This is a genomic window from Streptomyces ortus (assembly GCF_026341275.1).
GTDB lineage: Bacteria > Actinomycetota > Actinomycetes > Streptomycetales > Streptomycetaceae > Streptomyces > Streptomyces ortus.
In genome coordinates, this window is the sequence record NZ_JAIFZO010000002.1 from 2008085 (window position 1) to 2023163 (window position 15079).

A 15079-nucleotide genomic window follows, 5' to 3' on the forward strand; every position below is an offset into this window, starting at 1 on the left:
CGGCGGACGTTCATGGTGCGCAACTCCATGGCGCGCTGGCGGGGCCGGTCGACCTGGGACTGGTTGAGCGGGTGGATCCCACCTATGGGCGGTGTGTTTCGCACCGCCAGCCGCCCGCGTACAGGCGGGCTGGCTGTCCGCACTTCGGCGCGCCGATCTCGCATACGCCGGGGCGGGGCCGTGGGATGTTCGGAGCGGTGAGGCGTACGACGGTGCGGGCTTCGCCAGCGCTACGGGGGCCGGGCAGGGCGAGGGCGGCCCGGGAGGGTGCGGGGTTGTCGGCCGTGAGCGTCAGGTTCGCGCCGTGGCTGCCGCGGCGCTGCAACGGTGTGCCGGGAAAGTAGGTGTCTTCGCCGAAAGTGCAGGTGGTGTTCGCGTCGTTGCCGGAGAAGCGGATCTCCTCATCGTGGGCCTGGTCGGCTTCCGGGCCGGGGTGCTGGTGGTCTTGGTAGTCGGCCCATCGGGTCTGGTCGTCGGCGGACACCCACATGTAGGCACCGGCGCGTCGGTCTGTGCGGGAGACAACGAACAGGGGTGTGACGGTGCCGGTGGCGGCGGCGATGAGTGTCTGGCCGACAGTGGTGCCGTTCGTGTTCCCCCGGTGGCCGGTCCATCCGGTGCTTTCGTCGTCCAGGCGCCGGGGTGTGTCCCACTCCAGGTGCATCTTCCCGCAGCCGGTCTTCAGCTTGCTGTCGGGACAGGGGCGCTCGGCACTGGCCGTGCACCTCCACTCCACAAGGACGCGGAAGCCGCCCACGAGAGCGAGGTCGGCCGCGCTGGTGATCTCGCGCCAGGTCACCTCGCGGGTCAGCATCCAATTGGAGCGGTCGATCAGGTGGAATCGGTCGTCGTGGGTGATCCAGTTGGCCGTCAGCCCGGCATCCGCGTGCGCCTTTGACCGGCGCAGCACGGTGCCCGCGCCGGCGTTGTAGTACTGGGCTTCGCATCCCAGGCTCACGCCGCCGGAGCCGATGATCGTCACGTCCGGCCGCGAAGTGCGGGTCTTGGTGGCCTTCTCCACGTGGACTTCGAGGCCGGCAGCCTGTGCGGTGCGGGCAAGGAAGTCCTTCATGGCCTTGTGCCGGTCGCTCTCCTCAGTCGTCATCTCGTGCACAGTGGGAAGGTGGGCCGCGCGCAGCCGCAGGGCGCCGTCCGGGCCGCGGTGTTTGCGCACGTACATGTGAGGGCTTTTGACCCCGCTCACTTCGGCCTTGCACGGGCGGCCCTGGCTTCGCTCCGCGCAGATGAGGAGCTCCCGGTCTCGCTCCGCCACCGGCTGCTGCAGGCTCTCTCGCAGCTCCGGAATACTCAGCCCGATGTCCTCCAGGACCGGGTCATCCTTGTCCAGGCCGAGATCTTCCTTGTCGAGTTCGAGAACCCGCCGGAGGCCGTCATGCCACACACCGTTCGCCACAGATGTCCCCCACCCGGTAGCAATGCGTGAAACGCGCTGTTTCCAAGGTAGGACCCGCCACTGACACGCGGGAGTAGGCGAACAAGCAATAGCTGGAGGCTGCTGGCGCACGCACGCCGACTCCGCTGCGAGCCGAGGTCCACGCCCCTCGTCCACTCACACGGCGTCCATGCACTCCGTCGAGGTCGGATAGTCGCATCCGCTGGCCGCGCGCAGGCTGGCGGAGCTCGCGGCTGGCGCCGCCAACAACATCGCCGCTGGTCGATTCACTGCGGTGCTGCCGAAGGCATCCGGGTGTGCTGGGTGTCTCCGCACGAACGAGCACCGCAGTGGATCAGCGCGGTGTCGACGGTTCGGGTTCGTCCTCCGGAAGGGCGTGAGCAGCCCTGGATCGTGGACGACGGTCTCGCCACCTATCGGAGCGGTTCAACCCGCAGATACCGTCGTGCTGAATGAGGGGGTCTGCACAGTGCGGCCACCCCGTACATCGTCACCGGCGCAACGGTCGGTGAGCCCTTCACAGAAGGAACAACCGCAGATGACTGGTCAGCACGAACCTAGCGAAGCTGAACCTGAGCTGAGCAGGGAATCTGGGCTCAGAGTCATTCAGTATCAAAGAGCTGGTGACAGAGCCCGGCTGAGGCTGTTCGCAGTCCTCAAAGCTCAGGACGTACCGGCAGACGAGGCAAACGATTTGGTGGCCGCGCTGGAAGCCGGGGCGGTTGCTGGAGCACGGTCCGAGGTAGTGGGGCTGGAAACTGCGGGACCAGCTACTCAGAGCACGGCTTTCAAGGACGGCTGGACGAATGGTGTGAAGGTCGCCGGTGAAGCACTCCTGGGCATCGCAGACCGCAGTTGGTCGCGACAGGGCAACTGGTCGAACAAGGCTTCTGAGCTCGTCGATCCCGCTACGAGTGCGAGTCTGAGCGAGGTTGCCTCTCCAGTTGCCTCGCCCACCACACGGCAAGTGACCGTAGAGGAAGGGACTGAGCTGCCAGCCAAACTTATGAGTCGGGTCCTGGCGATCTGCGGGCAGCACTTCGGACTTGTGACCGGCATCAAATCCGACCAATGGGATACTGAACATACGAGGAAGAACATAGAAATTTCTCTGCAAGCAGTGCCCCTGGCAGAGCGGGAAACCTACCCTCAGGCCCTGGATGGCTACCTGCGCGCCAACCGTGCGCGATTGGAACAGCTGTGGCACATCTACGGGCCCGATGGCCTATTCCCTGGCGTCTACCGCTTGGTCGAACTACCCGAATCGTTCGTGCTATGCGAAAGAATCGCGCACGGCCTGCCCCGCCTTTCGCAGCTGTGGACGCACACTGTGGGCGATAATAACCTTCTGGAACGCCTGAAAGAAGCATGGCTTCACGAATAAAATATAGCGTGCAACCTAAACCCATCACGCAGCCACTACAAGGCCCCAGGCAGGTAAAAAAAGACGCTTTTTAGAGCGCACTTCTGCCTAGGGGAGTTGCTGCCAGAATTCCCATAAAGCTGGGCAGGTAGACCTATATCAACAGAGAAAGAACTGCGGCCGAAATCAATAGCAAAAGACCGGACAGAATGAAATTTATTCCGTGCTGCAGTCGCCGGAACTTGTCCCTCAGAAGGCGTGCCAAGGCCGCAACTCTCTTGGCCCGCAGGTCCGTTCGCATGTGTTCACTGAGCGCAGCTGGTTCCAGCTTGGCCCAGCGCGTCCAGTCCTCCAGCTCCGGGTTATCTATCTGTACCGGACGAACGGTGATCACTAGGAGCACGGTGGCAATCACAAGGCAGGCAGCACCAAGCCCGCCCACGGCCAGGACAGCAGGCGGTTGGGCATCGTAACCGCCACGTGTGGCAAGGAAGGCCAAGCCTAAGCTGGTCAACGCGAGAACGGTGTTGGCCTTGGCGTCCGCTCGAAACAGTTCACTCATGAGCGTCGCCAGCGCCTCGTCCAGATTCTTCGACGTACGGTCGGTGCTGTTACCCGGTTCTTGCGTCATAGTGCCTCCGTCTCAGACGACAAGACGCCAAGAGTGAGCTGGCGGTTTCTCCGGCGAGAAGTAGCGGATGCCGGCGTCGGGGACTTCCACAGCGGACCACGAGGCCTCGCTACAAGCCAGCGTCTTTCTGCTGCTACGAGCTCGTAACACGATCTTGTTGGAGTGCCCTGGTCGGGCGTGACCGATGTGACGATTCCGCCGTTCGAGATGCTGTGAGCACTCGGCCGTGGATCGTGGACGATGACTTGTGGGCGCTGATCGGGCCGTTGCTGCCACCCTGGCCGCAGAAGTCGCCGGGGCCGCGGCCGGTGGCGGACCGGCTGTGTCTGCAGGGCATCCTGTACGTGCTCCACAGCGACATAGCCTGGCAACTCCTGCCGCTGGAGCTGGGGTTCGGCTCGGGCCATACCTGCTGGCGGCGCCTGGAGCGGTGGCACCAGGCCGGAGTCTTCGAGGAACTGCACCGCGTTCTGCTCGCGGAACTGAACGCGGCCGGCGAACTCGACTGGTCCCGCGCGTGTGCGGACTGCTCCCACATCCGCGCGAAAAAGGGGGCACCGACACCGGTCCGTCGCCGGTCGACCGGCGAAAGACGGGCAGCAAGCACCACCGGATCTGTGACGGACGCGGCACCCCGCTCAAGGTCATCATCACCGCGGCCAACGTCAACGACGTCACCCAGACCCCCGCCCTGGTCGACGGCGTCCCGCCCATCGCCGGACGGCCCAGCCGTCCGCGCAGACGACCCGACTCGCTCCTCGGCGACAAGGCATACGACTCGAAAGCCGTGCGCCATGAGCTGCGACGCCGCCGGATCCTGCCGGTCATCTCCCGCAAGGGCGCCCCGAACACCAAGGGCCTGGGCAAACTCCGCTACGTCGTCGAGCAGACCTGCGCCCTGCTCCACCAGTTCAAACGCCTCGCCGTCCGCTGGGAACGCCGAACGGAACTCCACAACGCCTTCGTCTCATTGGCCTGCGGCCTCATCTGTTGGAGACGTCTCAAGAAGCACCGATCATGATCGTGTTACGAGCTCTTATCGAGGGGGAATCCTGATCCAGCTCTTCCGCTGACGAGGGTCCTTTACGGCTGGCCCGGCGTGCCGCCGCAGCAGGCGACGGTCTGGGTCTGGTCGGCACTGGCGAAGGGTGCCACCGCGAGCACCGCAGCCACTGCCACGAACAAGCCGAGTACGGCTTTACGCATTTACTGCTCCTCGTTGAGGGGGAATGTTGTCCAGCACTTCCGCAGGCGAGGGCCCTTCGTTGGAAGCGCCCCTGCCACCAGCAGGCGACCGTCCCCGGGCGTTGCCGGAGGAACCGGCCACCAGCCCTACTCCGAGCTGGCGGACCGTCAGGCCGATCAGTAACGCAGTTGACTATCACATGATCAGCACAGGGGTGTCATCGGACCCGGGGTACAGAATGCCTGGTGATCGATAACATGCCCGTTATCGCAACAGGTTGGGCAGTGAGAAGGAGGCTTCTTTGTGGGGGTGTCCGTATCGAAGGAACCGAGCGTTCATCAGCTCCGGCTCTTTCTCACGCTGAGCGAGGAACTCCATTTCGGGCGTGCTGCCGCGCGCTTGTTCATCACGCAGCCGGCGCTGAGTCAGCAGATCAGGGAGCTGGAGAAACGCTTGGGGGTACGCGTGGTGGAGCGCACGAGCCGGACGCTCACGCTCACCGAGGCAGGGCAGGTTTTGCTCCCCGAAGCCCGCGCGGCGGTCGCGGCGGTCGACCAGCTGCGGCGCGTAGCCGACGCGCAGCTGCGACAGGTCTGCGGACGACTCGTCGTGGGAGCCATGGGAGCCGAGGCATCCATGGCGCACACCCGTGCCGTCCTCAGCCTCCTGCAAGACCGCCACCCCGAAACGACCGTGCGGCTGGTCAACCTCGCGTTCCGCGACCACCTCGCCGCGCTGGCACAGCAGGAGGTCGACGTGGTTTTCGTCCGTCCTCCGGTGACGGACGACATCGAACTGCACCACCTGGCCACCGAGCCACGTGTGGCCTGCCTCTCCACCAGGCATCCCCTGGCGATCCAGCCCCGGCTCACCCTGGCTCAACTCTCCGGCGTTCCGGTGGTCGACATGCCTGAGTAGGTTCCGCGGCTGTGGTGGGACTTCTGGGCGGTCGATCCCCGCCCCGACGGCAGCCGCGTCCGCTACGGTCCGGTAGTCACCGACATGGAATCGTTGCTGCACACGGTGGCCGCCGGAGAGGCAATGTGCTTCCTGCCGAAGGCCGCCCGTGAATACTTTCCACGCGCAGGCATCAGATACATCGACGTGGCCGATCTCACCCCCTCCACATCCGCCCTCGCCTGGCTGCGGCGAAGACGTACCGAATCCACCATCAGAGCCATCCGGCACGCTGCCCACGAAGCCACGAACCGGGGTTACAGCGAAACCATCTGACGCTTCTGACGCTTCGAGGTGCCACAGGTTCGATAGGTGGCGCACAGCGCAACCAGTCACGGAGCGTCACAGTTCAGGGGTCTGACACAGCTTCTCGTCCCTCCGTCACCTCACCTCACGCGCCAGGCTCCCCCACCTCACACCCTGCGCCCCGGCGGACACCGACACCGTGCCGCCGCCCGGCCCACGAAGGATCAGAAGTGCCGTTCCCGAGACAGTGGAACAGAGCGGGGTGCACCACCCCATGACAGCCACACCTGCCACCGATACCGCTCCACAGCAGTGACGCTGCCCTTCATGAACACCCGGCCAGTACAAACACCCCGACCTGACATGCCGTCACTGACACCCACCCACCGACACCAACCCGGCACATCGCAACCGGACCTCCGCGACCGACTCCTCCACCCACGCCAGCGTCTTGTCACGGGCGATGTCGTCGCACAGCTCCAGCACCCGGCGATGCCTGTCGTCCATCAGCGCCCACGCGATGTGCACCGTCGGCGGGGGCCGGAACGTCAGGTCGAAGCCCAGCCAGGGGGTGCGCTCCTTGGCCTTGTCGGTCTCGGGCGACTGGTTGTGCTCGATGGGCCTGCCCAGCACGGTCGCCCGCCGGGCGCGGGCCGGGCTCTTGCCCTGCGCCAGGAGTTCGCGCTCGATCCGGTCGGCATCCGGGTGCCGGCCCTCCCCCAGAAGCAGTTCGGCCTGCCGCTCACTCACCACGTCCCCGGCCGCGAGGCCGACCGCGGCCAGGCCCCGGCCCTTCCACACGCCGGGCGGGACACCCGCTTCGTCCTGGGCGTCGCGCAGCGTCTTGCCCGCAGGACGGTAGCCGTCGCCGGCCATCACGCCCCGGAAGACATAGCGCCACCCGTTCCCCGGGCGAACCTCCGACATGCTGATCATCGGCCCATGAAACCCCGGCGGTGACCTGCAAAAAAGCGCGACCCGGGGTCCCTCCCGCCTGGCGGGAGGGCATCGCCAAGTCTTTGCCGTGGCGCCCGCCAGGCGGGCCGCCCGGCCAGCCCGAGACGGTAAGCCGCCGCTGTGTGCACAGTCCGCCCAAGAAGATCACCAGGTACGGACAGCCCTGTCCCCTCTGCCGCACACCGCTGCTCCTGGAAGTGCTCCAGGTGCACTCCGCACAGGTCGGCTTCCCCACAGCCGAGCGCGTCATCGAGCGTCGGTGCCCCGGGTGCCAGTCGACTCAGCCCGCGCAATGGACGGAGGTGATGCTGAGTCACTACGGCGACGTCTAATAGGTGCCGTGCGAATGCTGTGCTTCAGCTTGGTGAGGCGGGTGGGGTCAGGGTCTGTTTGCGCCTGCCTCATTCCAGAACGCCCAGTTCTATGCCGTGCTTCAACGCGGTGGAATGCGCGCTTGGGCGCACGCCCCCGGGCGGCGGTATCCCCGGGTCATGACGGAACGTCGTGCGTATCCAAGTGACCTGTCCGGGCGTCGGGCTGGGCACGGCCGGGGGCAGTACCGGCTCCGGTCAGGGTGCCTATTTTGGCGGCGAAGACGGCGTCAGCAGAACGGCTGCTCTGCGGGCGGAACCATGGTTCCGCCCGCAGAGCACCCTATTTGATCAGCTCTTCGCGGAACTTCGGACGAGTCCGAAGCACATGGCCTGAAGTGGCGCTCAGCGGCCGGACCGCTGAGAGAACGCGGCGATCAGCAGTCCCGCTACAGCGCCTGCCGCCCCAAAAATCACGACAGCACCAAGCACGGTGCCGTCGAGAAGGCCGCTTGCAGTGGCCACAGCCCCGAGTGTTGCTGCGACAACAGCTGTGCCGATGGCTGATGTCATAAATCGAACTGCCGGACTCATTTCGCCTCCAGGCCCGTCATCCATCATCCGAAAAGCAGGGAACCGACCGGTCCCGCGAGCCCGCCCGTCAGCCCTCCGAGCGTTCCGTTCACTCGCTCAGCCTGAGTACCCCCGGCGATGGTCGCTCCTGCAGCCCCCGCGCCCGCGCCCCAGAGGCCAGAGGTAACAACTCCTGCGGCTACACAGCCGACACCGGCTGTGCTGGCGCAGGCCACGCCGACAGCAGCAACAGCTGCAGCGCCCGCCACTGTGCCGACAGTATCGGCGAACGAGAACAGTCCGGTGGGATCGATGCGGTTGACCGGGTCGCCTTCGGCGTAGAGGTAGGGGTTCTTTTCCTGGCCGGAGGGGACGGGCTGGGTGAAGCGGCCGATGTTGGGGTCGTAGTAGCGGGCCCCGAGGTGGTACATGCCGGTGGGGTCCTGGTGGCCGCCGGCGAACCGGTAGGGCTGGGAGAGGCCGGCCTTCTCGGTGGTGGCGGCGCGGGTGACGCCGCGGGGGCTGTAGGAGTACGTGTTGACCTTCGTGCCGCTCTCGTCGGTGAGCGCGACGACGGAGCCGAGGGCGTCGGTGAGGTAGTAGTACGCCTTGCCGTCACGGGTCATGGAATTGAGCGTGCCCCCGGGTTCGCGGACAAATCCCGTGTCGACACCGGCGGTCGTCTCGGCCGCCAGTCCGAGGGGGCCGGGGTGGAAGTAGGTGTCGCCCAGGCGGTGACGCTCGCTGGAGTCGGTGGAGCCGTACTCACCCGGGTAGGTCTTGCCGCCGACGGTGAGGGAGGTGAGCTGGGAGAAGTCCGACCACGTCTCGGCCGTGCGGGTCTCCTCCGGGGTGGAGGCGCCCGCGGTCTCGTTGCCGGCCTTGTCGTAGGACCAGTTGGCGGTCGAGCCGTTCTTGCTGGTCAGCTGTGAGGCGTCGTCGTAGGTGTAGGTCGTGCCACGGGGGCAGCCGGGCTCGACACCCTGGGAGGTGAGGTTGCCGGCGGCGTCGTAGCAGTACTGCCAGGACGAGCTGAGGGTGGTGCCCTTCTCCTCCTTGGCGTAGGAGAAGCGGCCCGCGTTGTCGTAGCTGTAGGTCGTCTTCATCCCCGAGACCGCATCCGTGCTGGTGCGGATCTTCGATCCGTCCTTGCCGGCGTTGGCGTAGCTGTAGGCGAGGCTGACCAGGGTGCCCTTGGACGAGGTGGCCTTGATCGTCTTGGGCCGGCCGGACTCGTCCGGGTCCATCGTCTGCACGGTGCCGCCCGGGTAGGTGGTCTCCGTGCGCGCGTCGTTGTTGTTGTGCTCGTAGGACGTGATCCGTCCGGCCGGGTCCTTGAGGGTCTTGAGACGGTTGGCCTCGTCCCAGGTGTAGTCGACCGTGCCCTGCGGATCGGTGTAGGTGTCGACGTTGCCGGCCGGAGTGTAGGCCAGCACCGTCTGGGAGCCGTCCTGCAGGGTGCGGACCCTCTCACGGGAGAGCGGGTCGAAGTCGTACGCGATGGTCCCGATGTCGTCGGTGCGCTGTTTGAGGTTGCCGTCGCCGTCGTAGGCGTAGGTGACGGTCGTGTGGGTGGTGGAGACTTCCTTGACGCGGTCGCGGTGGTCGTAGGTGTAGACGCTCTTGATGCCGCGGCCATCCACGGCCGTCTCCGTGCGCCCCAGCGCGTCGTAGGTGTAGGTGACCGGGTTCGCGTTCAGAGGTGCTGGTGGGGTGACCTTGGTGAGGTTGCCCTTGGCGTCGTAGGCGAAGGAGGTCACCTTGGAGCGGGCGTCCTTGGCCGTGCAGCGCTGGCCCTCGAAGCCGCCGCAGGTGGGGGTGGCCGGGTTGTAGGTGAAGGACCGCGTGCCGCCGCCCGTTCCGGTCACCGCCACCGACATGGTGTTGCCGGCCGTGTCGTACTTGTAGTCCGACTTCTCACCGTCGGCCGTGGTCATGCTGCCGGGCAGGTCGGCTCCGGAGATCGTCTGGTAGCCGGTGACGGACGAGGTGGCGCCGGTGGGCAGGGTGGCGCCGGTGGGGTTGTTGCGCGCATCCCAGCCGTACTTGGTGACGTTGCCGCCCACGCCGTTCACGCCCATGGCGTCGGTGGCCGTGTCGAGGTTGTTGTTCGCGTCGTAGGTGCGCGGGCGGGAGTGCCCCAACGGATCGGTGACCTTGGAGACCCTGGCCTTGTTGTCGTGCTCGTACTTCGTGGCGTGGCTCTCGGGGTCGGTCACCGTGGTGGTGCCCGCCGCGAAGGGGGCGGTGGCGCTGTAGTCGTAGCGGTAGGTGGGGCCGGTGTGGCCGGTGCCGTTGAACTCGGTGGCGCGCAGCATGCTGGTGACGCGGTTGGCGGCGTCGTAGGTGAAGACGGTGACACGGCCCTCAGGTGTCGTGATCTTCGTCAGGCGCCGGGAGGAGTCGTAGTCGAAGACGGTGGCCTTGCCCTCGGTGTCCGTCGTCTTGGTGAGGTCGCCGGCGGGGTTGAGGTCGAAGACGGCGGTGCGGCCGGTGTGGTCCTTGGCCTGCCACTGCGAGGCGTCCGTCTTCACCAGGTCGATGGAGCGGCCCGAGCGGGTCTCGGTGAGCTTGAAGCCCTTGTTCTCGCCGCCCTCGTCGTGCTGGGTGACGGTGATGACACCGCTGTTCTTGTCCGTGACCTTCGTCAGCGTCCCGTACTGGTTGTAGGTGTCCTTCGAGCCCGACTTGCGGTCGGTGAGGGTGAAGGTGCCGTCCGCGTTCTTCTTCAGGTCTTTGGAGTACCCGGTGGGCGTCTTGAACGTGCCGTCGGTGTTCTTGGTGAACGTCCACGACGCGCCGGTGGAGTCGTAGTGCACGAACTCGGTGTCGCTGACCTGCGCGTAGCGCTCGTAGGTCTGCCACCAGCGCTGGGAGACCTTGCCCCAGGGGGCGTCCAGCGAGTTGTAGGTGCGGGCCAGTTGGAGTTTCTGTCCCACCCCGGCGACGTCGAAGTCGGTGGCGGCCAGCATCAGGTTGCCGGTGGAGTAGTCGATCCGCGCCACCAGGGAGTCCGTGACACGGACATCCGTGATCTGGTGCCAGGAGACGTCACCCTGACCCTCGGGCACATAATCCGCCACAGCAGCGGCCGCTCTGCCTGCCGTGCCAGAGCGTGCGCCCTTGCCGGTGGTCGAGGTCGCGCGCTCCTTCTGTGCCTTGCGCCAGGCTTCCCGCTCCGGTGACAGAGGCGCCTCGGCCACCGGGGCGGCCGGCTTCGTCTCGCCGACCTTCACCGCCGGCGGAGTGACCTTGCCGGTGCCCTTGCCCCACGCGGAGCCCGCCGGATCAGCGGCCGGTGCAGCCAGGGCCGGTACGGCGCCCGCGGCCAGCGACAGCACCGCCAGAGCCGCTACGAGACCGCGTCTTGTACGGAAATGGGCATGACTGTGCGCATGCGAATGCGACATTTCCCCCCCAGGGAAAAGTAAGCCCAGCGACCCCTCCGGTCACTGAGTGCACACAGCATTCATCACAGAGGCACCGAACGGCCGGACGTTCCCCAAACAGATTTTCCATGTCGCTGACAATGCGCCAAAGAGCCGAACAACTCTTCGATACAGGCCTTCATGCGGACATGCCGCAGTGAATACGCATCCTGTCCTGCTACGACGCCGAACCCTCCCCCACGCGACCGCCGCGCCAGTGCCCGGCGAACACCGCCTGCACTTACAGACAATGGCGGAAACCCGACCATGCGAGCCTGTCGGCCACCACCCCCGCTGTTCATACACTCCCCCGATCTGCGACTGACACAGATGCACGCGCGGCAGTGGTGCAGAGCAGAAGAAGCCCGGCCCCGCAGGCCGCACCCACCCTGTCGTGCATCAGGGTCAAAACAGGCGAGAGAACCGGCCGGGCACAGCCGCCCCACCACCGTGAGCTCTGCCGGAGCACTCCCCCAGCGGTGGCCTGCAGGCCACCGCTGAACTCGTCCACCGCACCCAGCAGACGAAGCAGCCAGCCGTAGCCATACACCCCGCGCCCGCTCCCTTCCCTCATCCACGGAGCGGGCGCACCGCCCCCATGCGTACAACACTGTGCTCGGTGCGGCCGGTTGAAGCGGCTCGCGCGGCACGATCGCTGCACGTCACCTACCGCAGACGCGCCCCTTGCCGACAATCCGGCCGCACGGCCGCGCCGGCTCCGGTCGCTACCCACCAGGCGGCGGCCAGACAGGAGCCGAGCCCGCCCGTTTCACCCGACGCTCAACAACGCACCGCCCTCACCGCTGTAGCCCTAGTGCTGTGACCGCGTTGGTTCGCCGGGTCGGTGGTCGTGGCGGTTGGATGTGCGGTGACGTCCGATCCGATCGCTGGAGGCACGGTGGCCGAGCCCGCCCATGTGCGCAGACTGACCGACCAGGAGGGGCAGAAGCTGCAGCAGATCGTGCGCCGGGGCAGCACCAGCACGGTGCGCTACCGGCGCGCGATGATGCTGCTGGCCTCGGCCGGCGGGAACCGGGTGCCGGTGATCGCCCAACTGGTGCAGGCCGACGAGGACACTGTCCGGGACGTGATCCATCGCTTCAACGAGATCGGCCTGGCCTGCCTGGACCCTCAATGGGCGGGAGGCCGTCCCCGCCAACTCAGCGATGACGACGAGGACTTCGTCATCGCGACGGCCACCACCCGCCCGGTCAAGCTCGGCCTGCCGTTCACCCGCTGGTCACTGCGCAAGCTCGTCGCCTACCTGCGCAAAGTCCACGGCCGGGTGATCCGCATCGGCCGCGAGGCATTACGGTGCCTGCTCGCCCGCCGCGGCATCACCTTCCAGCGCACCAAGACCTGGAAGGAGTCCACCGACCCCGAGCGCTACGCCAAGCTGGACCGCATCGAGCACGTCCTGGAACACTTCCCCGACCGGGTCTTCGCCTTCGACGAATTCGGGCCGCTCGGCATCCGCCCCACACCGGGTCCTGCTGGGCCGAAATCGGCCGCCCGGACCGGATCCCGGCGACCTACCACCGCGCCCACGGCGTCACCTACTTCCACGGCTGCTATTCCATCGGCGACGACCTTTTGTGGGGCGTCAACCGCCGCCACAAGGGCGCGGCGAACTCGCTGGCCGCGCTGAAGTCGATCCGCGCCGCCCGTCCCGACGGCGCCCCCATATACGTGATCATGGACAACCTGTCCGCGCACAAGGGCACCAAGATCCGAGCCTGGGCGCGGAAGAACCGGGTCGAGTTGTGCTTCACCCCGACCAACGCTTCCTGGGCCAACCCGATCGAGGCCCACTTCGGGCCGCTGCGACAGTTCACCCTGGCCAACTCGCACCACCCCAACCACACCGTCCAGACCCGGGCTCTGCACGCATACCTGCGCTGGCGCAACGCCAACGCGCGGCACCCTGATGTGCTGGCAGCCCAGCGCAGCGAGCCCGGATCCGCAGTGAGAAAGGCGTCCGCTGGGGCGGCCGCCCCTGTGCCGATGCGGCATGACGGATCAGTGTCTCCGGCCCGCCGGGACACGGTTCACCGTGCAGCGTCGGGTGTCCAGCGCAGCGTCATGTCGGGCAGATTCTCCATGTTCCGGTGGCCATCGCTGGTGTCGAGGACCGTGAAGCCGTGGAGCTCGTAGAACGCGCGTGCATCGGTGTTCTGCTGGAAGACGTGCAGGGACACCCCGTCTGGGCTGTTCCGTTTGACCTCGTCGAGCAGGAGCGTGCCGATGCCCTGGCGCCGCACGTCCGGTCGCAGGTAGAGGTGTTCGAGCATGTCTCCCTCAACGGCGGCATAACCGAGGATCTCTCCATCGCGCACCACCACCCACGTCCGGCATGACTTAAGCAGAACATCCTCGGCCCACCGGGCGACCTGGTCGTGACTGCGCTTCTGCCGGGGCAGGTAGGGCATCGTCGCCGCCCGAGAGGCCATGTGGATGCGTGCGATCACCGGCGCGTCCGCCACGTGCGCGAAACGAATCTCAGGCTTGCCAACATCACTCACGGCGGGAACCTACAGGCCAGCCGAAACGCAAGCCAGCGGATAACCCGGTGAACCATCCCGGTCACAGCACTAGTGTGATGCGCCAGAAATCCTGTTGATTAGTTACTACCCTGTTGGCATGTCGCATCCGGGGCCCTCTGCTGTGGAGATCACGCTGTCCGAGGCCGAGCGCCTCGAGTTGGTGAGCTGGACGGAACGGCCGCACCGGCGTTCGGCCGAGAAGGCCCGCATCATCCTGGCGTGTGCTGAGGGCATGTCGAATGCGGCTGTGGCGCGGGTCGTCGGGGTCCAGGCCAAGACGGTAAGCAAGTGGCGTAGGGCCTTCGCCGCCCAGCGGATGGCCGGGCTTGAGGACGCCGGCTGGATCGGCCGGCCGAAGGCCGACCTGGTCTTGGACGATGCCGAGCGCAGGCAGCTGCAGCAGTGGGCGCGGCAGGCGAAGACCGCCCAGTTCCTGGCGTTGCGAGCCAAGATCGTGCTGCGCTGCGCGGAGGGCGGCACGAATCAGCAGGCCGCGGCCGACCTCGGCGTCGACAGGTCGACCGTAGACCGCTGGCGGGCCCGGTTCCTCGCACATCGCCTCGATGGTCTGCAGGACGAGCCGCGCTCGGGTCGGCCGCCTTCAATCCTCCTCGACCAGGTCGAGGAGATTGTCGTGGCCACTTTGGAGTCGGTCCCGGGCCAGGACACGCACTGGTCACGGGCCTCCATGGCCCAGCGCACCGGGCTGTCGAAGTCCACGATCGGGCGCATCTGGAAACGGTTCGACCTCAAGCCCCACCTGCAGGACTCCTTCAAGCTGTCCACCGATCCGCAGTTCGTCGCCAAGGTCGTCGACGTGGTCGGTTTGTACCACCACCCGCCCGAGAAGGCGGTCGTGCTCTGCGTGGACGAGAAGTCCCAGATCCAGGCACTGGACCGCTCGCAGCCGGTGCTGCCGATGATGCCGGGCATGCCCGAACGCCGCACCCACGACTATTACCGGCACGGCATCACCAGCCTGTTCGCCGCGTTCAACATCGCCGACGGCACCGTCATATCAGCACTGCACCGCCGCCACCGGGCCATCGAATTCAAGAAGTTCCTGATCCGGATCGACAAGGCGGTGCCCGCCGACCTCGACGTGCACCTCGTCTGCGACAACTACGCCACCCACAACACCGCCGAGATCAGGACGTGGCTTGGCAAACACCCTCGCTTCCACGTCCACTTCACCCCCACCGGCTCCTCCTGGATGAACCAGGTCGAGCGGTGGTTCGGCCTGCTGACCGACAAGCTCATCCGCCGCGGCGTCCACACCTCGGTGAAGGCACTCGAGGACGACATCACCGTATGGATCGACAACTGGAACAAGAACCCACGGCCGTTCACCTGGACCAAGACAGCCGACGAGATCCTCAACTCCCTCGTCGACTACCTCGCCAAAGTCGGAACTACCGGTCAAAAAACACAGCAGAACTAATCAACAGGATTTCTGGCGCATCACACTAG

Annotated in this window: 8 protein-coding genes and 3 pseudogenes; 5 read left to right on the forward strand and 6 right to left on the reverse strand. The window is 66.4% G+C overall.

Annotation, left to right across the window (positions count from 1 at the left end; genetic code table 11):
* Window positions 1-82: 82 nt before the first annotated feature.
* The gene (locus tag K3769_RS12185) at window positions 83-1414 is read right to left on the reverse strand and encodes a competence protein CoiA family protein (RefSeq protein ID WP_267026459.1); all 1332 of its coding nucleotides are present in this window, start codon (window positions 1412-1414) and stop codon (window positions 83-85) included.
* 538 nt (window positions 1415-1952) lie between these two features.
* Between K3769_RS12185 and K3769_RS12190 the strand changes: the two genes are divergently transcribed.
* Window positions 1953-2798, forward strand: a complete 846-nt coding sequence (locus tag K3769_RS12190) for a hypothetical protein (protein ID WP_267026460.1) — start codon at window positions 1953-1955, stop codon at window positions 2796-2798.
* 133 nt (window positions 2799-2931) lie between these two features.
* Here the strand turns inward: K3769_RS12190 and K3769_RS12195 are convergent, their stop codons facing one another.
* Window positions 2932-3408, reverse strand: a complete 477-nt coding sequence (locus K3769_RS12195; RefSeq protein ID WP_267026461.1) for a Pycsar system effector family protein — start codon at window positions 3406-3408, stop codon at window positions 2932-2934.
* A 212-nt stretch (window positions 3409-3620) separates the two neighbouring features.
* Between K3769_RS12195 and K3769_RS12200 the strand changes: the two genes are divergently transcribed.
* Window positions 3621-4429 (forward strand): IS5 family transposase gene (locus tag K3769_RS12200; RefSeq protein WP_267026462.1). Its coding sequence is split into 2 segments (ribosomal slippage): window positions 3621-3938 and window positions 3941-4429, totalling 807 coding nucleotides; the frame shifts between segments, so codons are not numbered across the junction.
* Between the two features lie 62 nt (window positions 4430-4491).
* On the opposite strand, the gene K3769_RS12205 is transcribed toward K3769_RS12200, so the two are convergent.
* Entirely contained in the window at window positions 4492-4614 is a 123-nt protein-coding gene (locus K3769_RS12205; protein WP_267026463.1) for a hypothetical protein, read from the reverse strand.
* A gap of 289 nt (window positions 4615-4903) precedes the next feature.
* On the opposite strand from K3769_RS12205, the pseudogene K3769_RS12210 reads away from it, so the two are divergent.
* Window positions 4904-5827 (forward strand): annotated as a pseudogene (locus K3769_RS12210) (LysR family transcriptional regulator).
* Window positions 5828-6193: 366 nt separating this feature from the next.
* On the opposite strand, the pseudogene K3769_RS12215 reads toward K3769_RS12210, so the two are convergent.
* Both K3769_RS12215 and K3769_RS12220 read right to left on the reverse strand, forming a co-directional pair.
* Window positions 6194-6673, reverse strand: a pseudogene (locus K3769_RS12215) (relaxase domain-containing protein); the annotation flags it as partial.
* 1009 nt (window positions 6674-7682) lie between these two features.
* The gene (locus K3769_RS12220; protein ID WP_372514924.1) at window positions 7683-11048 is read right to left on the reverse strand and encodes an RHS repeat-associated core domain-containing protein; all 3366 of its coding nucleotides are present in this window, start codon (window positions 11046-11048) and stop codon (window positions 7683-7685) included.
* Window positions 11049-11964: 916 nt separating this feature from the next.
* On the opposite strand from K3769_RS12220, the pseudogene K3769_RS12225 reads away from it, so the two are divergent.
* Window positions 11965-13081, forward strand: a pseudogene (locus K3769_RS12225) (IS630 family transposase).
* 33 nt (window positions 13082-13114) lie between these two features.
* Here the strand turns inward: K3769_RS12225 and K3769_RS12230 are convergent.
* The gene (locus tag K3769_RS12230) at window positions 13115-13588 is read right to left on the reverse strand and encodes a GNAT family N-acetyltransferase (RefSeq protein WP_267026465.1); all 474 of its coding nucleotides are present in this window, start codon (window positions 13586-13588) and stop codon (window positions 13115-13117) included.
* 118 nt (window positions 13589-13706) lie between these two features.
* Here K3769_RS12230 and K3769_RS12235 point away from each other — a divergent pair, with 118 nt between their 5' ends.
* Window positions 13707-15050: an IS630 family transposase gene (locus tag K3769_RS12235; RefSeq protein ID WP_267026466.1), complete on the forward strand. Its 1344-nt coding sequence runs from the start codon at window positions 13707-13709 to the stop codon at window positions 15048-15050.
* The last annotated feature ends 29 nt before the right edge of the window (window positions 15051-15079 follow it).